Source organism: Streptococcus viridans, assembly GCF_900636365.1.
Taxonomy (GTDB): Bacteria; Bacillota; Bacilli; order Lactobacillales; family Streptococcaceae; genus Streptococcus; species Streptococcus viridans_A.
Window position 1 is genome coordinate 1563724 of sequence record NZ_LR134266.1, and the last position, 20569, is coordinate 1584292.

General features: G+C 42.4%; 17 protein-coding genes. 3 read left to right on the forward strand and 14 right to left on the reverse strand.

Annotation, left to right across the window (positions count from 1 at the left end):
- Positions 1 to 94: 94 nt before the first annotated feature.
- The 5 genes from alr to manA form a co-directional block, all read right to left on the reverse strand.
- Positions 95 to 1222 (reverse strand): alanine racemase, encoded by a 1128-nt coding sequence (alr, locus tag EL081_RS08135; RefSeq protein WP_126404756.1) that lies wholly within the window; start codon positions 1220 to 1222, stop codon positions 95 to 97.
- On the reverse strand, positions 1212 to 1574 hold the full coding sequence (acpS, locus tag EL081_RS08140; RefSeq protein ID WP_023024231.1) for a holo-ACP synthase: 363 nt from the start codon (positions 1572 to 1574) through the stop codon (positions 1212 to 1214). The genes alr and acpS overlap by 11 nt, the downstream gene beginning before the upstream one ends.
- Before the next feature lie 83 nt (positions 1575 to 1657).
- Positions 1658 to 2689 carry a 3-deoxy-7-phosphoheptulonate synthase gene (locus tag EL081_RS08145; RefSeq protein WP_006595698.1) on the reverse strand — a complete coding sequence of 344 codons (1032 nt, stop codon included), beginning with the start codon at positions 2687 to 2689 and terminating at the stop codon, positions 1658 to 1660.
- 20 nt (positions 2690 to 2709) lie between these two features.
- A complete protein-coding gene (secA, locus tag EL081_RS08150) occupies positions 2710 to 5229 on the reverse strand; it encodes a preprotein translocase subunit SecA (protein WP_006595697.1) in 2520 nt (839 codons plus the stop codon).
- 205 nt (positions 5230 to 5434) lie between these two features.
- Positions 5435 to 6379 carry a mannose-6-phosphate isomerase, class I gene (manA, locus tag EL081_RS08155; protein WP_126404757.1) on the reverse strand — a complete coding sequence of 315 codons (945 nt, stop codon included), beginning with the start codon at positions 6377 to 6379 and terminating at the stop codon, positions 5435 to 5437.
- Between the two features lie 143 nt (positions 6380 to 6522).
- Here manA and queG point away from each other — a divergent pair, with 143 nt between their 5' ends.
- Positions 6523 to 7656 carry a tRNA epoxyqueuosine(34) reductase QueG gene (gene queG, locus EL081_RS08160; RefSeq protein WP_126404758.1) on the forward strand — a complete coding sequence of 378 codons (1134 nt, stop codon included), beginning with the start codon at positions 6523 to 6525 and terminating at the stop codon, positions 7654 to 7656.
- A 321-nt stretch (positions 7657 to 7977) separates the two neighbouring features.
- On the opposite strand, the gene EL081_RS08165 is transcribed toward queG, so the two are convergent.
- The 4 genes from EL081_RS08165 to EL081_RS08180 form a co-directional block, all read right to left on the reverse strand.
- Positions 7978 to 8493 carry a phosphatase PAP2 family protein gene (locus EL081_RS08165; protein ID WP_126404759.1) on the reverse strand — a complete coding sequence of 172 codons (516 nt, stop codon included), beginning with the start codon at positions 8491 to 8493 and terminating at the stop codon, positions 7978 to 7980.
- A gap of 42 nt (positions 8494 to 8535) precedes the next feature.
- The gene (locus EL081_RS08170; RefSeq protein ID WP_126404760.1) at positions 8536 to 8946 is read right to left on the reverse strand and encodes a peptide deformylase; all 411 of its coding nucleotides are present in this window, start codon (positions 8944 to 8946) and stop codon (positions 8536 to 8538) included.
- 107 nt (positions 8947 to 9053) lie between these two features.
- Positions 9054 to 9947 (reverse strand): fructokinase ScrK, encoded by an 894-nt coding sequence (gene scrK / locus EL081_RS08175; RefSeq protein ID WP_126404761.1) that lies wholly within the window; start codon positions 9945 to 9947, stop codon positions 9054 to 9056.
- Between the two features lie 192 nt (positions 9948 to 10139).
- Positions 10140 to 12059 carry a sucrose-specific PTS transporter subunit IIBC gene (locus EL081_RS08180; protein WP_126404762.1) on the reverse strand — a complete coding sequence of 640 codons (1920 nt, stop codon included), beginning with the start codon at positions 12057 to 12059 and terminating at the stop codon, positions 10140 to 10142.
- Positions 12060 to 12440: 381 nt separating this feature from the next.
- Between EL081_RS08180 and EL081_RS08185 the strand changes: the two genes are divergently transcribed.
- Entirely contained in the window at positions 12441 to 13895 is a 1455-nt protein-coding gene (locus tag EL081_RS08185) for a sucrose-6-phosphate hydrolase (protein WP_126404763.1), read from the forward strand.
- Positions 13876 to 14841: a LacI family DNA-binding transcriptional regulator gene (locus EL081_RS08190; protein ID WP_126404764.1), complete on the forward strand. Its 966-nt coding sequence runs from the start codon at positions 13876 to 13878 to the stop codon at positions 14839 to 14841. The genes EL081_RS08185 and EL081_RS08190 overlap by 20 nt, the downstream gene beginning before the upstream one ends.
- 248 nt (positions 14842 to 15089) lie before the next feature.
- Here EL081_RS08190 and nusB read toward each other — a convergent pair whose 3' ends face one another.
- The 5 genes from nusB to uvrA form a co-directional block, all read right to left on the reverse strand.
- Positions 15090 to 15518: a transcription antitermination factor NusB gene (gene nusB / locus EL081_RS08200; RefSeq protein ID WP_023024252.1), complete on the reverse strand. Its 429-nt coding sequence runs from the start codon at positions 15516 to 15518 to the stop codon at positions 15090 to 15092.
- Entirely contained in the window at positions 15511 to 15900 is a 390-nt protein-coding gene (locus tag EL081_RS08205; RefSeq protein ID WP_006595687.1) for an Asp23/Gls24 family envelope stress response protein, read from the reverse strand. The genes nusB and EL081_RS08205 overlap by 8 nt, the downstream gene beginning before the upstream one ends.
- A gap of 37 nt (positions 15901 to 15937) precedes the next feature.
- Complete coding sequence (gene efp / locus EL081_RS08210) at positions 15938 to 16498, reverse strand: elongation factor P (RefSeq protein ID WP_006595686.1); 561 nt, start codon at positions 16496 to 16498, stop codon at positions 15938 to 15940.
- An 85-nt stretch (positions 16499 to 16583) separates the two neighbouring features.
- Positions 16584 to 17651 carry a M24 family metallopeptidase gene (locus tag EL081_RS08215; RefSeq protein WP_126404765.1) on the reverse strand — a complete coding sequence of 356 codons (1068 nt, stop codon included), beginning with the start codon at positions 17649 to 17651 and terminating at the stop codon, positions 16584 to 16586.
- Positions 17648 to 20473, reverse strand: a complete 2826-nt coding sequence (uvrA, locus tag EL081_RS08220) for an excinuclease ABC subunit UvrA (protein WP_126404766.1) — start codon at positions 20471 to 20473, stop codon at positions 17648 to 17650. Before uvrA ends, EL081_RS08215 begins: the two co-directional genes overlap by 4 nt.
- Positions 20474 to 20569: the final 96 nt, after the last annotated feature.

Consider the following 20569-nt stretch of genomic DNA (forward strand, 5'->3'; position numbering starts at 1 on the left):
TTCCTCCTAGATAAGAAAGGAGGCTGGGACATTCGTCTTCAACCTCTTTCATCTCGAACTTTTTATGAAAGGAAGCTAGGAAAAGACAAACAGCTTACTTCCCACTATCTTCCTTTGTTGGACGATAAACTCTTGGGACGCGATCGCTCAAGACACAAACAACCTCATAGTTGATCGTGCCTCTATAATCTGCTACGTCCGTTGTCGTTATAGCTAGATCACCATCCACTCCGATCAATACTACCTTGGTCCCAATCGGGTAGGCCTTCGGTAGGCGAATGGTGATTTGGTCCATGGATACGCGACCGACAATCGGGCAAAATTGCCCATCAACAAGGACATGAAAACCTTGCATATCTCTGGTCCAGCCATCTGCATAGCCAATCGGAATGGTCCCAATCCACTCTTCATCACTAGTCTGATAGGTCGCTCCATAGCCAACTGTCTGCCCCACTTCTAGTGGCTTGACATGCACCAATTCTGTTTCCAAACTCAAAGCAGGACGGATGTCATAGGGAAGTTCTAACTCTCTTCCACTTGGATTGAGGCCATACATGACATCGCCCAGTCGGACCGCATTAAATATGGTATCAGCATGCCATAAAGTTGTTGCTGAATTGCTAGCATGAACGATTTTCGGAGTAAAGGGCAAGAGCTCCAACAAGCACTTAAATCGTTGCAATTGGTTTTGAAAATGGCGGTCATCTTTCTCATCAGCTGTTGCAAAATGAGTAAAGATCCCTTCCACTTCTGCTCCATGGTCTCTTAATAAAATCATGGCTTCTTGCAAGTCTTCTGCTGAACGGAAACCAATTCGTCCCATTCCTGAATCCACTTTTATATGAACCTTCAACCCACTCAAATCAGTCTTTTTAGCTAACAAAGCTTTCAACCACTCGAGACTAGCCACTGTATAGCGAATTCCCTCTTTGATGGCAATCGCAACGTGTTCTACTGGTGCAACACCCAAAATTAAGATCGGCTTTTCACCTGCTACTTGGCGAACTTCCAAGGCTTCATCTAGGTTGGAGACACAAAAAGCATCTATTAGTGGCAATAAACGTTCTACCACTGGCACAACCCCATGGCCGTAGGCATTAGCCTTGACAACTGCAAAAGTCAAGGTCTCTTTCGGAATATGGGCTTGTATTTGTTGAACATTATAGGCAATAGCCTCTACATCCACATATGCTCGCGTTGGTCTATGTAAACTAGCTTTCATTTCTTTCCTCCAAAATGACACTGGTCGAAACTAAATCGCCTGAGTGACTAATCGATACCCAAATCTTTCCACTAAAAGGAGCTTTTGAAAAATAAGGAGCTCCTTTTTGATTGGTTAAAATTTCCAAATCCTGAAATCCTACTGGACCAATTCCTGTTCCCCAAGCCTTGGAAAAGGCTTCTTTGGCAGACCATCGACCTGCCAGGTATTCCATTTTCCGTTTTCCAGATAATTGGTCGAACCGTTCTCGTTCCGTCTCTGTCAATACCTTGGAAGCAAATCTCGGATGTCTCTGGTAGGCCTCTTCAATGGATTGGATCGATTCGATATCTATCCCATGTCCAACAATCATATCTTTTCCTCTTTAATGATTCTCTATCAGCAACTCTATTTAAGAAGGAAAGGGCTGAGAATGTTTTCTCCAGCCCTCTCCTCTTATTCAGCTACATACTGATAAATTTCTCGTACTAAGCTTTCTGTCTTTTCCCAACCCAAGCATGGGTCTGTGATCGATTGACCAAATACTTCTGGTTGATCTTGACGACCGTCCTCTAGATAAGATTCAATCATAAATCCACGGACTACATCATGGATAATTGGATTCCAGCTACGATTTGTAAGGGTTTCTCTGACAATGCGAATCTGCTCAGCAAATTTTTTCCCTGAATTATCATGATTGGTATCAACCAGGATAAATGGATGTTGCAATCCCAAGGCTTGGTAGCGATGCGCAGCTTCTAACAGATCTTCATAGTGGTAGTTTGGAATATTTTTCCCATTCGCATCTAAGGCCCCACGCAGAATAGCGTGTCCGAATGGATTTCCGCTTGTCTCCACAGAACGACCATTATAGAAGAAATGATGCCCATGCTGTGCAGCATAAATCGCATTAAACATGACAGACAGATTTCCAGATGTCGGATTTTTCAATCCAGTTGGGACTGAAATTCCACTCGCTACAAATCGATGGCCTTGATCTTCTACAGAACGTGCCCCAATAGCAACATAGGAAAGTAAATCCTCAACAAATGGGTAGGTCTCTGGATACAACAATTCGTCTGCTGTTGTCAATCCGGTTTCTGTAATCACTCGATGATGCAAGCGACGAACAGCCTTTAAACCAGCTACAAAACTTGGTTCTGAAGCAGTATCTGGCTGATGCATCATGCCTTTATAGCCATCTCCATTGGTCCGAGGTTTAGCAGTATAGACCCGCATCACAATGAAGACCCGATCTTTGACTTCTTCTTGAAGGGCTGCAAGTCGACGAGCATATTCCATCACCGCTTCCTCATTATCTGATGAACACGGTCCCATCACAAGCAAGATCCGCTTGTCTTCCCCCTTTAAAATAGAGGCTAGTTCACGATCACGCGCTTCTTTGCGAGCCAAATGTTCCCCTTCTAAGCGGTAAAGAGAAGTCACCGTTGTTTCATCAATGATTGGGCTAGTAGCTGTAAAAGACATAGGCAAATCCTTTCATACGATTAGAGTTTTTTACCGTGACAGTTTTTAAATTTCTTACCAGATCCACATGGACAAATGTCATTGCGTTTGATTTGACTCAAATCAAGATCTTCTGGTAAATCAGTTTTTTGAGCGGCAATGTTGCGAGTCGCAGTCGTTGAAATACTGTGTTCTGTACGTGGACGCTCTTGTTCATGAATTTGAGCTTTCATCATCAAACGAGTCACATCAAACTCGATAGAACCAATCATATCGTTGAACATACGGAATCCTTCAGATTGGTATTCAACTACAGGATTGTTTTGTGCATAGCCACGAAGACCGACAGCATTACGCAATTGATCTAAAGCATCGATATGATCGGTCCATTTGCTATCCACAACACGAAGGATCAAGACCTTTTGGAATTCTCTGACTGCTTCTTCATCACGTAGTTTCGCTACTTGGTTTTCATAAACCTCTTCAGCGCGTTTATACAAGTAATCAATCACATCTTTATCCGATTTGCCTTCAATATCGCTCTCTGAAATCGTATCTTCAGGGACCAAATTGTATTTGGCAAAGTTCAGAATAGCTTCGATCCGTTCTTCCTTGCTTGAGTGGCTTGCTCCTTCAACGATCCGTTTAATGGTCCGTTTAATCATGGCCTTGATTTCTGGAGCTAAATCACGATCCGCTGTAATAACATCATAGCGTTGAGAGTAGATAATCTCGCGTTGTTCCCGCATAACATCATCATACTGAAGGACTTGCTTACGAGTGTCATAGTTGTTCCCTTCCACTCGTTTTTGAGCTGCTTCAACTTGGCGTGTAAACATGTTGGATCTGATGACAGATTCTTCTTCGCTTAGTTTGAAACGGTCTAGCAAAGCCTTGATGCGCTCTGAACCGAAACGACGCATCAACTCATCTTCAAGAGAAAGGTAGAATTGAGATTCACCTGGATCCCCTTGACGTCCAGAACGTCCACGCAACTGGTTATCAATACGACGGCTTTCATGACGCTCTGTACCAATGACACAAAGTCCACCGAGTTCACGAACTCCTTCGCCGAGCTTGATATCGGTACCACGTCCGGCCATATTGGTCGCGATCGTAACGGCACCACGTTGACCAGCGTTCATGATGATTTGTGCTTCTTTGTAGTGGTTTTTCGCATTCAAGACTTCGTGAGGAACGCCTGCTTCGACCAAAAGGCGAGATAGGTAGTCACTGGTTTCAACAGCAACAGTACCCACCAAGACTGGTTGGCCTTTTTCATAGCGAGCCTTTACATCTTCTACTACAGCTTTAAACTTCGATTTCAAGCTTGGATAGAGAAGGTCTGGATGGTCAATACGTGCAATCGGACGGTTAGTTGGAATTGGAATGACGCGAATGTTGTAGATTTCACGGAATTCTTCTTCTTCTGTTTTACCAGTACCTGTCATCCCTGAAAGTTTCTTGTACATACGGAACAAGTTTTGGTAGGTAATAGAAGCTGATGTTTTGGTTTCTTCTTGAACCGGCACACCTTCTTTAGCCTCAATCGCTTGGTGCAAGCCGTCTGAATAACGACGACCTTCCATGGTCCGACCTGTAAATTGGTCGACGATCAAGATTTCTTGATCCTCACTGACCACATAGTCGATATCCAAAATCATGATGTAGTTGGCACGGAGAGCATTGTCAATGTAGTGCGTTAAAGCAACATTTTCAATGTCATACAAGTTTTCAAGCTTAAAGTAGCTTTCAGCCTTATCAATTCCAGAATCTGACAAACCAATCGTTTTTGAAGGGACATCAATAATGTAGTCTTCTTCTTCCAAAGATTTCACAAAGGCATCCGCCATGTGATAAAGTTGGCTAGTTTCTGTAGAAGTCTGACCTGAAACAATCAATGGAGTACGGGCTTCATCGATTAAGATGGAGTCTACCTCATCGACCAATGCGTAGTTCAAAGGACGTTGTACCATGTTTTCGGCACGAACAACCATGTTATCACGCAAGTAGTCGAAACCGATTTCCGCGTTGGTTGAATAGGTGATATCACAAGCGTAAGCTTCTTGTTTTTCAGAAGGTGATTTTGCAGCTAGGTTGATCCCAACTGAAAGACCTAGCCATGAGTACAATTCCCCCATCTCTGTCGCGTCACGTTCTGTCAAGTATTCGTTGACAGTAACAACGTGAACTCCTTTACCAGATAGGGCATTCAAATACACCGGCATGGTCGCGGTCAAGGTTTTCCCTTCCCCTGTACGCATTTCTGGAACGTCACCATGGTGAAGAACAATTCCCCCCATGACCTGTACTTTATAAGGGAACAAGCCCAAGACACGTTTAGCACCTTCACGAACTACTGCGAAAGCTTCATAGAGGAGATCATCCAATGATTCACCATCTTGGTAGCGTTGCTTGAACTCTTCTGTTTTCGCTTTCAGTTCATCATCTGACAAGGCAGCCATTTGATCTTCATACGAGAAGACCTTATCTGCCATCTTTTCCAATCGTCTTAATTCACCTTTATCATTTTCGATAATTGTTTTTAATAAATTAGCCATTAGTTTCCTTACTTTTCAAATTTCTTAAATTTTAAACGTTCTTTTTATTATAGCACACTGTAGCTTATCCATCAAGAAATTCCATTGATTAGAAGATGGTTTCTCCCTCTTTTTCTCTTATCAATTTCACCTCCCAACCATCCATTAGAAAATTCCTAAAAACAACAAAAGGCTGAGCACTTGATGACTCAACCTTCTTTCTTCTTTATGGATGACTGACAATTAATTCCATCTCTTCTCCTGACAAGGTCCAAGTCTGGATATCACTCGTTAAGATAAAGTGGTCCCCTTTTCCAATCGGATAATTCTCCCCATCTACTTGAAGACTTCCTTGCCCTGAGAGAATGCTCACCAAGCTATAATCATGGGTCTTTTCAAATCGAACTTCCCCATTAACTACCCACTTGTGAACACCAAAGAAGTCATTAGCCACTAACAAAGTCGATGACAAGTGATCAACTTTTTCCTCAACTGGTCGGCTATTTGCCGGAGCACCTAAGTTCAGTACATCAATGGACTGTTCAATATGCAACTCACGTAGATTCCCTTGATCGTCTTTACGATCAAAGTCGTAAACCCGATAAGTCGTGTCACTCGATTGCTGGGTTTCCAAGATTAAGATACCCGAACCGATCGCATGCATGGTTCCACTTGGTACATAGAAGAAATCTCCCGCTTTCACAGGAACCCGTGCTAAAAGATCATCCCATTCTTTGGCTTCGATCATTTGGCGCAATTCTTCCTTGGACTGGGCGTGATGACCATAGATAATCTCTGCCCCCTCATCAGCAGCAATAATATACCAGCATTCGGTTTTTCCAAGTTCTCCTTCATGCTCCATTCCATAGGCATCATCTGGGTGAACCTGAACACTGAGCCAGTCATTTGCATCTAGAATCTTTGTCAACAAAGGAAAAACCGGTTCTGTTCGATCTCCAAATAATTCGCGATGCTCTGCATATAGTTGGTCTAAGCCCATTCCAGCATAAGGTCCATTCTTAACAATAGAAACACCATGTGGATGGGCCGAAATAGCCCAGTATTCACCAACATGATCGCTCGGGATTTCATAGCCAAACTCATCTCGTAATCTAGTTCCACCCCAAATCTTTTCCTGCATGACGGATTGTAAAAATAACGGTTGTGACATACCTGCCTCCATAGATCCTTGTATTCAATACTTTATTATACCAAATTTCACTCGTTTTTGAAAGCCCTGCCAAGCTCTTTAGCCTCTTTTTAATTTTTTGCACGATTTTCGCATTTTTACCGGCTTTCCGCTATAATAGGAATATGAACCTCAAAGAATCCATTATTGAATTGGCTCACTCCATTGGTATTTCAAAAATCGGCTTTACCACTGCGGATGATTTTTCCTATTTAGAAAAATCCCTCCGCCTAGCTGTGGAAGAAGGCCGAAATTCTGGTTTTGAGCACAAAAATATTGAAGAACGAATCCAACCACGTTTAAGTTTAGCTTCTGCTAAAACGATTATTTCCATTGCCGTTGCCTATCCCCACAAGTTAAAACAACAACCTCAAAAGACGGCCTATAAACGCGGAAAATTCACCCCCAATAGCTGGGGCCTTGATTATCACTATGTCTTGCAGGATAAATTAGACCGACTAGCACGAGGGATTGAAGAATTGACCGCCGACTTCGAATACAAGGGCATGGTGGATACCGGTGCCTTAGTTGATACCGCGGTTGCTCAACGAGCAGGGATTGGCTTTATCGGAAAGAACGGCCTCGTCATCTCGAAAGAATACGGTTCTTATATGTTTTTAGGGGAGCTTATCACCAACCTAGAGATTGAACCCGATCAAGCCGTTGACTATGGTTGCGGAGATTGTAACCGCTGTGTAGAAGCCTGCCCGACTTCTTGCTTAATCGGAGATGGCACCATGAATGCCCGACGTTGTCTATCCTTTCAGACCCAAGACAAGGGCATGATGGATATGGAATTCCGTAAAAAGATTAAAACGGTCATCTACGGCTGTGATATCTGTCAAATCTGTTGTCCCTACAACCGTGGTTTGGATAATCCACTAGCCACTGACATTGATCCGGAACTCGCTCACCCAGAATTAATCCCCTTTATCGAGCTATCCAATGGACAATTCAAAGAAAAATTCGGAATGGTCGCTGGTAGTTGGCGGGGGAAAAATATCCTTCAGCGCAATGCCATCATTGCATTGGCCAATGCTAACGACCGGTCTGCCATCCCTAAACTTTTAGAAATTATCGAAACCTCGCAAAACCAGATTCATATTGCAACCGCCATTTGGTCACTGGGAGAGCTGATTCGAGAAGTCACACCTGACTTGGTTGATTTATTAACTTCCCTCAAAAACCCTAGTCCAGCTATTATAGAAGAACGCGAACGATTTTTCCAAAAATTCCAACACCAAATCTCACATAATTAAAACTGCCTAACTAAGTTAGGCAGTTTCAGATTTAAGATAAAGTCTTCAGAAAAACTTTCCTTAGGTGAGTACGGACGTTAGGTGAAATTATCCAGTGGATGATTTCAGCAATCCAGGAAGTTCCATGACTAATTATTGAGCCTAAGGTCTCAATAATTCCGAATGCCTGAAACAATTATGTTTCAGGCATTTTCTCACAGCGGAAAGTCTTTATCTTCTTAAATAACTAAACAATAAAAGTCATTTTTTGGTAATCATCTAACTGTTTTATGTAAAACACTAGTTTGTCTACATTCAAAAACTTCTCCCATCCAACCTCTATCAGAAAATTCCTAATAGAGAAAAACTGACGATTCCCCATAGGAATGCAACGACAAATCCGACCACAACATCACGGACAAAATGGAGTCCAGCCAGAACACGAACTCCTGCCAATAGAAGAGTCAAGGACAGGCCAAGGATAGATAGGATAGGATTTACGCCCCAAGCTACTATAGAAATAATCGTTGCAGAAAAGACATGACGACTAGGCATGGAGCTCCCCTTTCCTTCTCTGTCTAATAAAGGAGGAAGCATCCCAATCTCATAGGGACGGGGCCAATTGATTTGTTTTCGAATGACACTCAACAAAATAAAGCCAGATGCCGGAACCAACAGATAGGCAAGAACTTCCCAACTCTTGGAATTCTCCAGATAGACTGACCAAAGGACATAGACATAAAGGAGAGGCATCAGAAGGGTGACGAGGCGGTTGACCCACTTTAATAAAGAAAGATAACAGGGATGGGACACAAAAAATGGTCTAATCCGTTCATAGAACAAATATTCTTTTTTCATCAACAATTTCTCTTCGATCGATTACTTAATAAGCAGCTGGACTTAGATCAAAATCCCTTCCAGGTGATCTAGCTCATGCTGGCAAATCTGGGCCGCAAAACCTTCTAAGCTTATGAGCTGAGGTTTCCAATTGATGTCGTAGTAGGAGACTTGAATCTTTTCAAAACGACTTGTTTTTCGACTTCCTGCCAAAGAAAGACAGCCTTCTTCTGTCTCATAAGCTCCTTCTTTCTTGACTAGAACAGGGTTAAAGAGAACCAAGGGCATCACGCCAAATTGGATAATAATCACTCGTTTGCGTACACCAATCATATTAGCAGCCATGCCAACACAGGAATCTTGGTGAGCTCGTAAGGTATCTTGTAAATCTTGCGCCAAATACAAATCCTCTTTAGCCGCTTCTTCAGATACTTGACTCAAAAAGAAGGGATCCTTCATAATGGCTTTTTCCATCTTTTCTCCTCTCTTGCTTAAAAAAGAGAAGGTCATTCATCCATCTTCCCGACGAAGAACTCCCTCCCCTAGCATTTCATGCTTTTTGTTGTTTCAGCCTTAACTGATTAGTCTTTTTTACTGACTTGTTTTGCTAAGACAAAGTTACCCAAGGTTGCTGAACCATTTCCAGCCACCGCAGGAGTCACGATGTAGTCTCGAACATCCGGCACTGGTAAATAGCCGTTCAATAAGACGGTGAATTTTTCACGGACGCGATCCAGCATGTGCTGTTGTGCCATCACTCCTCCACCAAATACAATCACATCTGGACGGAAGGTTACAGTCGCATTGACAGCAGCTTGGGCAATATAGTAGGCTTGGATATCCCATACAGAGCTATTGAGTCCGATATTTTCCCCACGAATACCGGTACGAGCTTCCAAGCTTGGACCAGCCGCAAGACCTTCTAAACAGCCTCTGTGGAATGGACAAACCCCATTAAATTCTTTTTCAACATCCATTGGGTGTTTGGCAACATAGTAATGGCCCATCTCAGGATGTCCCACACCACCAATGAATTCACCACGCTGGATAACACCAGCCCCAATTCCTGTACCAATCGTGTAGTAGACTAGGTTTTCAATCCGCGCACCCGCATTATTACGAGCCACGACCTCACCATAAGCTGAGCTATTTACGTCAGTTGTGAAGTAAATCGGTACATTTAATGCCCGACGGAAAGCACCTACCACATCAATATTGGCCCAATGTGGTTTTGGAGTTGTTGTAATAAAACCATATGTTTTTGAATTTTTATCAATATCAATCGGTCCAAATGAACCAATCGCTAAACCTGCAAGATTTTCAAACTTAGAGAAAAACTCAATACATTTATCAAGGGTTTCAATAGGGGTCGTTGTCGGAAACTGTATTTTCTCAATGACGTTATAATTTTCGTCACCTACAGCACAAACAAACTTTGTTCCACCTGCTTCAAGACTTCCATATAATTTAGTCATATCAAACCTCTTCTTCAATTCTCTTTTTTTCTATTATATCATAAAGGAAAACGGTTCACTTCTATTCCTTATAGAAAAAACTACTCTTATTTAGGTATAAAAGATAATCTTCCCCGTCCTCTTCCTTATCTTCATATACAATTCAAGGACTGGAGGAAGCCCTAACCAGTCCTTGAACAAACATAGATTTAATTAAGCTTTCACTTCGATAATCGCATCGCCTTTAGCAACTTCACCAGTTGCCACTGGAGTAACTGAAGCATAGTCGGCTGTGTTTGTGACGATGACCATTGTTGTATCATCAAGACCAGCTGCTGCAATTTTAGCAGAATCAAATGTTCCAAGAACATCGCCAGCTTTGACCTTGTCACCTTGCGCAACCTTTTGATCAAACCCTTCACCGTTCATTGAAACTGTGTCGATACCAACGTGGATCAAAACTTCAGCACCGTTGGCTGTCTTCAAACCGAAGGCATGACCTGTTGCAAAAGCAATGGTTACTTCTGCATCTGCAGGAGCATAAACGACACCTTCAGATGGCTTCACTGCAATCCCTTGCCCCATCGCACCGCTTGAGAAGACAGGGTCATTCACATTTTCTAAAGCAACCGCTTGGCCAACGATTGGAGAGATAATCGTTTCATCTTGAAGAGTTTCTGGAACAGTTCCAGTTGTTTCTTCTTCAATAATTGCACCAGCTTCTTTGTCCTCTGCAGGAACAGATGAAGCTTCATCTTCATAACCAAACATATATGTCAAACCGAAACTTAGTGCAGTTGTAAATACAACCATAAATACATATTTCAATAATTGACCATTTAGATAGAGAAGTGTTCCTGGAATAATTGTAATACCAAATCCTGTACCAGCAAGGTTTAACATAGATGCAATCCAACCACCTACAGCACCTGCTCCCAAAGCAATAACGAATGGTTTTACATAACGCAAGTTCACACCAAAGATTGCAGGCTCAGTAATACCTAATAAGGCAGAAATAGTTGCAGGAAATGCTAAAGCTTTCACTTTTTGAGATTTTGATTTCACTGCCACCGCTAAAGTCGCACCAGCTTGTGCAGTCATAGCAGCTGTAATAATTGCATTAAATGGATCTTTCTTATCCGAAGTAATTAATTGCGATTCAAGAAGATTAAAAATATGATGGACACCAGTAACGACAATCAACTGATGAACCCCACCGATAAGAAGACCTGCAAGGCCGAATGGTAAATTTAAAATAAACTTAGTTGCATTCAGTACATGTTCCTCGATGCTGTGGAAGAATGGTCCAATAATAAACAAAGCGAGGAATGACATGATTGTCAATGTAAATAATGGAACCAATAACAAATCTAAGACATCTGGAATTTTCTTATGGAGCCACTTTTCAAGTTTCGCACCAATTAGACCAACGAAGAAAGCGGGAAGAACTGAGTTCTGGAATCCAACTACATGATGGAAGATACCAAAGAATGTTGCTGCTTTAGAAGGATCTTCCGCTACAACCCACGCATTAGGAAGTGTCGGACTAACCATCATCAAACCAATTACAATCCCAAGAACAGGATTTCCTCCAAACACTCGGAACGCAGACCATGAAATCAAGGCTGGAAAGAAGGCAAACGCAGTATCTGTCAAAATTGTTGAATAGGTATAGAAATCTGTAGATTTAAATGCGTCTGCTGTAGTACCAAACAAAGCTAGCACTTGGTCTTGAGCAATAGCACCACGAATTCCCATAAACAAACCAGTTGCAACGATTGCTGGTAAAATTGGGACAAAAACATCTCCGAAGGTACGGATTGCGCGTTGGAACCAATTTCCTTGTTTCGCTGCTTCAGCTTTCATTTCATCTTTTGAAGAAGTTGGCAAGCCTAGAGCCACTACTTCATCGTAGATCTTATTTACAGTACCAGTACCAAAGATGATTTGGTATTGACCTGAGTTAAAGAAAGCTCCCTGTACTTTTTCAATGTTCTCAACAACATCTTTGTTGATTTTTGATTCATCTTTGACCATCACGCGAAGACGAGTCGCACAGTGAGCAACACTGCTAACGTTCTCAACTCCACCGATTGCATCGATGACTTTTTTTGCAATTTCTGTATTTGACATTTGCAAAAATCTCCTTATTTTTTTATTGTTTTGAAAACGGTTCACCCGTCTCTACGCATTTAATTGTACCATGTATCAAGAATATGTCAACCGTTTTGCAGAAAGTTTTTGATGTTTATTTGCGATTTTTGAATGTTTGAAAGAAGTGCTTTTTATTTTCATTAAATTAAACGCCCTTCCACTGTATGATATGGCTCTTATCTGGTTTTCAAGTTTTCAAAAACTTTCATTCTTTCATTTGTTTTCATAAACCAAATCTAGCCTCTGCCTCGATATTTTATGATAAACGTTTGACATTTTTTCTTAATTCTTTGGCCAAAGTCTTGCTTTTTTTTATAGAAATCGGTACTATGGAAGTAAGAAAAATTTTGGAGGAGTCAAATGGAATGGACAACAGAACTTCGGTACAAACGGTATGAAGACTGGACCGAAGAAGAAAAGAAACAAATAAAAGAAAACATGGCTAATTCTCCTTGGCATACTCATTACCATGTCGAACCCAAAACTGGCCTTTTAAATGACCCAAATGGTTTCTCCTATTTTAATGGTAAATGGATTCTCTTTTACCAGAACTTTCCCTTTGGAGCCGCTCACGGATTGAAGTCTTGGGTACAACTGGAAAGTGATGATTTAGTTCATTTTAAAGAAACTGGTCTTAAAGTTTTACCAGACACACCTTTAGATAGCCATGGAGCCTATTCTGGTTCGGCTATGCAATTCGATGACGAACTTTTCTTATTCTATACAGGAAATGTACGAGATGAGAACTGGATCCGCCATCCTTACCAAATCGGAGCCCTCATAGACCAGAATGGGAACCTCAAAAAAATCGACCAAATCCTTATTGATCAACCAGAGGATGCTACCGACCACTTCCGCGACCCACAAATTTTTAAATTCAAAGATCAATACTATGCCATCGTCGGTGGTCAAGACCTTGAGAAAAAAGGATTCGTTCGCCTTTACAAAGCAGTGAATAACGATTATAGCAACTGGGTTGAAGTAGGAAATCTTGATTTCAACAATGATCGTACAGCTTATATGATGGAGTGTCCTAACTTAGTCTTCGTCGGCGAGCAACCTGTCCTTCTTTATTGCCCTCAAGGTTTGGACAAAACAGTCCTCGACTACGACAATATCTACCCAAATATGTATAAGATTGGGGCTTCTTTTGATCCTGAACAGGCTCGTCTAGTTGATGTTTCTGAATTGCACAATCTGGACTATGGTTTTGAGGCTTACGCGACTCAAGGCTTCAATGCGCCTGATGGAAGAGCCTTAACCGTTAGCTGGCTTGGCCTACCAGATGTCGCTTATCCATCCGATCGTTATGACCATCAAGGAGCTTTCTCTTTGGTCAAAGAGCTAAGCATTAAGGACGGCAAACTTTATCAATATCCAGTTGAAGCTGTAAAAGAGCTTCGCTCCACTTCATCCGAGTTTACAAACAAGGAAACAACCAATAATTGCTACGAGTTAGAATTAGACTTTGAAGCTAATAGCAAAAGTGAGATTGTTCTCCTTGCAGATAAAGAAGGCAAAGGACTTTCTATTACTTTCGATATTGCAAATGGTCAAGTCATTGTCGATCGTAGCCAAGCTGGCCAACAATATGCGCAAGAGTTTGGGACCACTCGTACTTGTCCGATCGAAAACCAAGCTACTACCGCTACTATTTTCATCGATAATTCTATTTTTGAAATTTTTATCAACAAAGGAGAAAAAGTATTCTCTGGTCGTGTCTTCCCGCATGCTGATCAAACTGGTATTTTGATCAAATCCGGAACACCTACCGGAACATACTATGAACTAGACTATGGTCGCAAAACTCACTGATGTCGCCAAATTAGCTGGTGTCAGCCCCACGACAGTTTCACGAGTCATTAACAAAAAGGGATATTTATCTGAAAAAACTGTCTCAAAAGTCAATGAGGCCATGAGGGAATTGGGCTATAAGCCTAATACGATTGCTCGGAGCCTACAAGGAAAATCAGCCAAGTTAATCGGCTTAATCTTCCCAAAAATCAGCCATGTCTTCTATGCAGAATTAATCGATAAACTGGAAGAAGAACTGTTCAAACATGGGTACAAAACCATTATTTGTAATAGCGAGCATGATTCTGAAAAAGAACGTGAATACATCGAAATGCTAGAAGCCAATCAAGTAGATGGTATTATTTCTGGTAGTCATAATCTGGGAATTGAAGATTATAACCGGGTTACAGCTCCTATCATCGCTTTTGACCGAAACCTATCCCCTGAGATCCCTGTTGTTTCCTCAGATAACTACGCTGGTGGCGTCCTTGCAGCGGAAACCCTTGCCAAGACAGGAGCACAAAAGATTATCATGATTACCGGGAATGACAATTCCAATTCCCCAACTGGACTCCGGCATGCTGGTTTTGCTTCAGTCCTGCCAGAAGCACAAATCATTAATGTTTCTAGCGATTATTCACCTATTCGCAAAGAAATGGAAATCAAATCCATCTTGACCCAGCAGAAACCAGATGCTATCTTTGCATCCGATGACTTGACTGCTATCTTGGTGATGAAAATCGCTGACGAACTCGGCATTGTCGTTCCAGAAAACCTAAAAATTATTGGCTACGATGGGACCTACTTTATCGAAAATTATTTCCCCCGTCTCACCACCATCAAGCAACCCTTACAAGAGATTGCTCGTCTGACGGTCGACCTTCTTCTTCAAAAAATCGAAGGAAAAGACGTTAAAACAACAGGCTATTTTCTCCCAGTGAATGTTTTACCCGGCAAAAGTGTTTAAAAGAGAGTGGGACAGAAATCGGTAATTCGTTAGAATTCGATTTCGTCGTCCCACCTCCGCACAGTTGAGTAGGGCTGTAAAAGCTGATAAAATCAGCGTAGTAGAGCCCACTCAACCACTGCGTCTTGTTCGACAATCCAAAGTCAATTGAGAGGCCGGACTTTTGTACCAGTCTTTTTCCTTATCCTGATCAATCGAATCTCTATACTTAAAAAGAAACCACCCGTGCAGGTGGTTTCTTTTCTATCTTATTCTGCTTCTGTTACAAATTGACTTAAGACACCATTCACAAACCGAGCAGATTTCTCATCTGAAAAAGTTTTAGCTAATTCAATTGCTTCATTCACCGCAACCAATTGAGGGGTATCAAAGGAAGTCATTTCAAACACACCCAAACGAAGAATGTTTTTCTCCACTAGAGTCAAGCGTTCGACAGTCCATCCAGTTTTCAAGTGTTGGGCAATCTGTTGATCCAATTCATCCTTTGATTGACGAACACCCGATACCAAATTGAGTAAAAAAGCTGGAATTTCCACTTCCTGGTCTGTTTCCTCTTTGTCATGAGTAAAAGCAAATCGACACGCTTCTACAACATCCCCTTCATACTCTAAACTCATTAGAGCTTGAAAGGCACGCTCCCGTAAATCACGACGTGATTCAAATAAAATATCAGTCATTGAGGAAATCCTCATTAAACAAATCTTTCAAATCAGGTTTCGCTGCTTTTTCAGTCACGATTCCAACCACATGGATGTTGACATCATCCAAGGTCACATCTGCCATATTGTAGACAGCTGTTTTTACTGCCTTTTGGATCGCAACCGCTACTTTAGGGACTGCTACACCATACTCTAGATAGAGGTAAATATCAACTGAGATTTGACCATCTTCTTGTGTACGAAGGTAAACCCCACGTCCAAGAGCACGTTTTGAAAGGCTATCCGATACACTCTTGTTCTCAAGAGAATGAACACCATCCACTTTTGCAGTCGCAATCGCAATAATTTTTTCTAGCACACGAGGTGCAATGACGATTTCGCCGTATTGTTCAGTTGCCATAGAAGTTCCTTTCTATCAGACCAATTTTTAGAGCTGATTAGGCACGAGAAACGTAAGTTCCTTCAGCTGTATTGATAATCAATTTTTGTCCTGCTTCGATGAAGTCTGGAACGTTAACGACAAGTCCAGTTTCCATTGTAGCTGGTTTACCAGAACCTGTAACTGTAGCACCTTTAATAGATGGTTGAGTTTCAGCAACTGTCAATTCAACAGTTGTAGGAACAGTCACCCCAATCACTTCACTTCCGTAGAATTGAATTTTCACTTCTGAGTTTTCAAGGATGTAAAGCAATTCGTTCTCAACATTGACAACAGGAATTTCATATTGATCGTATGTTTCAGTATTCATGAAGTAAGCTGTGTCATCCATTTTATACAAATATTGAGCTGGTACTGTTTCAATAATGGCTTGCTCAAATTTTTCTTCTGGACGGTAGCTTGTATCAAAAGTTGAACCAGTACGAACATCACGCAATTTCATACGCATGATGGTATTTCCTTTACCTGGTTTGTGGTGGCTAGCTTCCAAAACGCGGATCAATTTTCCATCAGCTGTTTCAAAGGTCATACCAGCTTTCAACTTACTTGCTTCAATCATGTTTTCATACCTCTTTTTAAAAATATATTACTCTTTATTTTATCACAAAAGCTCAGATTTCTCAAATCTATCTCTGCAAATTTCCTTAGATCACAATCAATTCTTTCGGTGCAAGGGTCAAGACTTCACAGCCACTTTCTGTAATCAAGAGATCATCTTCAATCCGGACACCTGATAGACCTTCAATGTAGATCCCTGGCTCATCTGTTAAGACCATTCCCGCCTTGATAACTTCTTTAGATGTTTGACTGAAATAAGGCTCTTCATGGATGTCCAAGCCAATACCATGTCCAATTCCATGAGTAAAGTACTGGCCGTATCCTGCCGCCTCGATAATGTCTCGAGGAATTTTATCAAACTCACGGAAACCTAGTCCAGCCTTGGCTTCAGAAATGAGAGCTTGGTTGGCTTTCAAGACCGTTTCGTAAATTTCTCTTTCCTTATCACTGACATGACCTGCATAAATGGTCCGGGTCATATCACTCACGTAATGGTTGTAAAGACAGCCAAAGTCCAAGGTCAAGGCATCCCCCGCAGAGATAATGCGATCACTAGGAGTCGCATGGGGCATAGCAGAGCGTTCTCCCGCAGCGGAGATGATATCAAAGGATACACCTGACGCTCCCAATTCCCGCATTCTGAAATCCAGGAAGGTCGCAGCTTCTAACTCTGTTGTTTGACCAACCTTGATAAACTCCAGCACATCTAGGAAGGCTTGATCTGAAATACTGCAGGCCTTGCGGATGGTTGCCACTTCTGTCTCATCCTTAATCAAACGAAACTCCATCACAAAATCAGACAAGGCTCTTAGAGAGACTCCTGAAAAAGCTGTCGCCAGACGGGTATGATAGGCAACTGTAATCTCATCCTCAAAGCCAAGTTCTTGGATCGCTGCGTCTTTGATAATTTTTGATGCTTCTTCCAATTCATTGCGGGTTTCAACAATCTCCACAAAGGGGAAACAAGTCGCATGGGCATGAATGGTATAGCGCGAATCAGTGAAGAGGACCACGCGCTCTTCTGTCACCAAAACAGTCCCGTTCGATCCCCAGAAACCTGTCAAATAGTAAACATTTTTCAAGTTGTTAATGAGGACAGCTTTTAAATCCTGCGCCTTCATTTTAGTTCGTAGATTTGTAATTCGTTGGTTCATTGTAATTTCCCTTTCAAATACTGTCCTGTAAAGCTAGCTGGATTGCTAGCTACCTCTTCTGGTGTTCCTGTCGCAATAATGGTACCACCACCGACTCCACCTTCAGGTCCTAAGTCGATGATATGGTCCGCTGTCTTAATCACGTCCAAGTTGTGCTCGATGACCAAAACAGTATTGCCATCATCCACAAAGCGTTCCAAGACCTTGAGCAAACGAGAGATGTCTTCGGTATGAAGACCTGTTGTCGGCTCATCCAAAATATAAAAAGACTTACCTGTCGAACGCTTATGAAGCTCAGAAGCCAACTTCATCCGCTGGGCTTCTCCTCCTGAAAGTGTCGTTGCCGGTTGTCCCAAGGTCACATAGCCCAAGCCGACATCCTTGATGGTTTGTAATTTGCGATTAATCTTTGGAATATGTTTAAAGAAATCCACCGCATCATTGACGGTCATGTCCAAAATCTGGGAGATATTTTTTTCTTTATAGTGAACTTCTAGGGTTTCACTGTTGTAGCGTCGTCCATGGCAGACTTCACACGGTACATAGACATCCGGTAGGAAATGCATCTCAATCTTGATAATACCATCTCCCGAACAAGCCTCACACCGGCCACCTTTGACGTTGAAACTAAAGCGGCCTTTTTTGTAGCCTCTAATCTTGGCTTCATTGGTTTGGGCAAAGAGATCGCGAATGTCGTCAAATACACCTGTATAGGTAGCTGGATTGGAGCGTGGAGTGCGGCCAATCGGACTTTGGTCGATATCGATCAGTCGATCAATGTGCTCGACACCTGAAATGGTTTTGTATTTCCCTGGTTTCTCTGAATTGCGATTCAATTTTTGCGCCAGCGTTTTTTTCAAAATACTGTTGACCAAGGTTGACTTCCCTGAGCCAGAAACGCCAGTGACAGCAATGAACTTGCCCAGCGGGAAGCGTGCTGTCACCTCTTTTAAGTTGTTTTCAGCGGCACCTGTCAGCTCGATAAAGCGTCCGTTGCCTACCCGTCGTTCCGTTGGTACTGGAATGGCCCGTTTGCCAGAAAGATACTGACCAGTGATGGATTTGCTATTGCGGGCTACCTGCTTAGGCGTTCCAGCCGCAACAATCTCTCCTCCAAAGACACCGGCTCCTGGACCGACGTCAATCAAGTAATCAGCTTCTCTCATAGTATCCTCATCGTGCTCGACGACGATCAAGGTATTGCCTAAATCACGCATCTTTTTAAGGCTGGCAATCAGGCGGTCATTGTCCCTTTGATGGAGACCGATCGAAGGCTCATCCAGAATATAGAGGACACCTGAGAGATTGGAGCCAATTTGGGTAGCCAAGCGAATGCGCTGACTCTCTCCCCCAGATAGAGTCCCAGCTGATCGAGACAGGGTCAAATAACTCAAACCAACATTGTTTAGGAAGCTCAAGCGATCCTTGACTTCTTTAAGAATCGGACGAGCAATAGTCTCCTCATTCTTGGTTAATTTGAGATCAGCTATCACCTTAAGATGGTCCTCAATAGACAAGTCAGAGATCTGCCCGATATGGAGCCCCTTCTCTCCTCCTACTCGGACAGACAAGGCCTGGTCATTCAAACGATAACCATGGCAGGTGGCACAAGTCAATTCATTCATGTAGGACAACATCTGATTGCGGGTGAAATCACTAGAAGTTTCATGGTAGCGGCGATTGATGTTGGTAACGACCCCTTCAAAAGGAATGTCAATATCGCGAACCCCACCAAATTCATTCTCATAATGGAAATGGAATTCCTTGCCCTCAGAACCATAAAAAACCAAGTGTCGGTCTTCTGGAGACAAGTCTTCAAATGGCTTGTCCATATCAATCCCAAACTGGATCATGGCCTGCTCCAACATCTGAGGATAGTAGTTAGAAGAAATCGGATTCCATGGTGCAAGCGCTCCTTCACGGAGAGTCTTACTAGCATCTGGAACAACCAAATCCAAGTCCACCTCTAGCTTGATCCCTAGTCCATCACAATCTGGACAAGAGCCAAAGGGGGCATTAAATGAAAAGAGACGAGGTTCCAATTCAGGGACGGTAAAGCCACATACCGGGCAAGCATAATGCTCTGAAAAGAGCAGTTCATTATCATCCATGGTATCGATGACCACGTAGCCATCCGCAATTCGAAGGGCTGCTTCTACCGAGTCAAAGAGACGCGAGCGAATGCCGTCTTTGATCACAATCCGATCTACGACAACCTCGATGGTGTGCTGCTGGCTTTTGGATAATTCTGGGACCTCTGTCACATCATAGATCTCACCATCCACACGCACCCGGACATAGCCGTCTTTTTGAACCTTTTCGATGATATTCTTATGCTGGCCTTTTTTCTTGCGAACAATGGGCGCTAAGATTTGCAGACGTTGGCGCTCCGGCAGTTCCAAAACTTGGTCAACAATCTGCTCGACCGAAGAAGCCGTAATCGCTCCATGGCCATTGATACAGTAGGGAATCCCCACACGAGCATATAAAAGACGTAAGTAATCGTTGATTTCAGTTGTCGTTCCAACCGTTGACCGCGGATTTTTGCTGGTTGTTTTTTGGTCAATAGAAATGGCTGGACTTAGGCCATCAATCGAGTCCACATCGGGTTTTTCCATGTTTCCTAAAAACTGACGAGCATAGGCTGACAGACTCTCTACATAACGTCTTTGCCCTTCCGCATAGAGAGTGTCAAAGGCTAAGCTCGATTTCCCAGAACCTGATAGACCAGTGACCACCACTAGCTTATCTCGAGGGATTTCAACATCAATATTTTTTAAATTATGAGCACGCGCTCCATGAATGACAATTTTATCGAGCATTTCTTCCACTTTTCATCAATTTATTTATCCTTCATTATATCAAATTTTTCAGCATTCTTTTATCCAAAAGCGTGCTTTTTCTGTTATAATGTTAAG

Bases quoted from the DNA above. Each gene is read 5' to 3' on its own strand.
- alr (WP_126404756.1), bottom strand. From the start codon at position 1,222: ATGAAAGCTAGTTTACATAGACCAACGCGAGCATATGTGGATGTAGAG.
- acpS (WP_023024231.1), bottom strand. From the start codon at position 1,574: ATGATTGTTGGACATGGGATAGATATCGAATCGATCCAATCCATTGAA.
- EL081_RS08145 (WP_006595698.1), bottom strand. From the start codon at position 2,689: ATGTCTTTTACAGCTACTAGCCCAATCATTGATGAAACAACGGTGACT.
- secA (WP_006595697.1), bottom strand. From the start codon at position 5,229: ATGGCTAATTTATTAAAAACAATTATCGAAAATGATAAAGGTGAATTA.
- manA (WP_126404757.1), bottom strand. From the start codon at position 6,379: ATGTCACAACCGTTATTTTTACAATCCGTCATGCAGGAAAAGATTTGG.
- queG (WP_126404758.1), top strand. From the start codon at position 6,523: ATGAACCTCAAAGAATCCATTATTGAATTGGCTCACTCCATTGGTATT.
- EL081_RS08165 (WP_126404759.1), bottom strand. From the start codon at position 8,493: ATGAAAAAAGAATATTTGTTCTATGAACGGATTAGACCATTTTTTGTG.
- EL081_RS08170 (WP_126404760.1), bottom strand. From the start codon at position 8,946: ATGGAAAAAGCCATTATGAAGGATCCCTTCTTTTTGAGTCAAGTATCT.
- scrK (WP_126404761.1), bottom strand. From the start codon at position 9,947: ATGACTAAATTATATGGAAGTCTTGAAGCAGGTGGAACAAAGTTTGTT.
- EL081_RS08180 (WP_126404762.1), bottom strand. From the start codon at position 12,059: ATGTCAAATACAGAAATTGCAAAAAAAGTCATCGATGCAATCGGTGGA.
- EL081_RS08185 (WP_126404763.1), top strand. From the start codon at position 12,441: ATGGAATGGACAACAGAACTTCGGTACAAACGGTATGAAGACTGGACC.
- EL081_RS08190 (WP_126404764.1), top strand. From the start codon at position 13,876: ATGGTCGCAAAACTCACTGATGTCGCCAAATTAGCTGGTGTCAGCCCC.
- nusB (WP_023024252.1), bottom strand. From the start codon at position 15,518: ATGACTGATATTTTATTTGAATCACGTCGTGATTTACGGGAGCGTGCC.
- EL081_RS08205 (WP_006595687.1), bottom strand. From the start codon at position 15,900: ATGGCAACTGAACAATACGGCGAAATCGTCATTGCACCTCGTGTGCTA.
- efp (WP_006595686.1), bottom strand. From the start codon at position 16,498: ATGATTGAAGCAAGTAAGTTGAAAGCTGGTATGACCTTTGAAACAGCT.
- EL081_RS08215 (WP_126404765.1), bottom strand. From the start codon at position 17,651: ATGAACCAACGAATTACAAATCTACGAACTAAAATGAAGGCGCAGGAT.
- uvrA (WP_126404766.1), bottom strand. From the start codon at position 20,473: ATGCTCGATAAAATTGTCATTCATGGAGCGCGTGCTCATAATTTAAAA.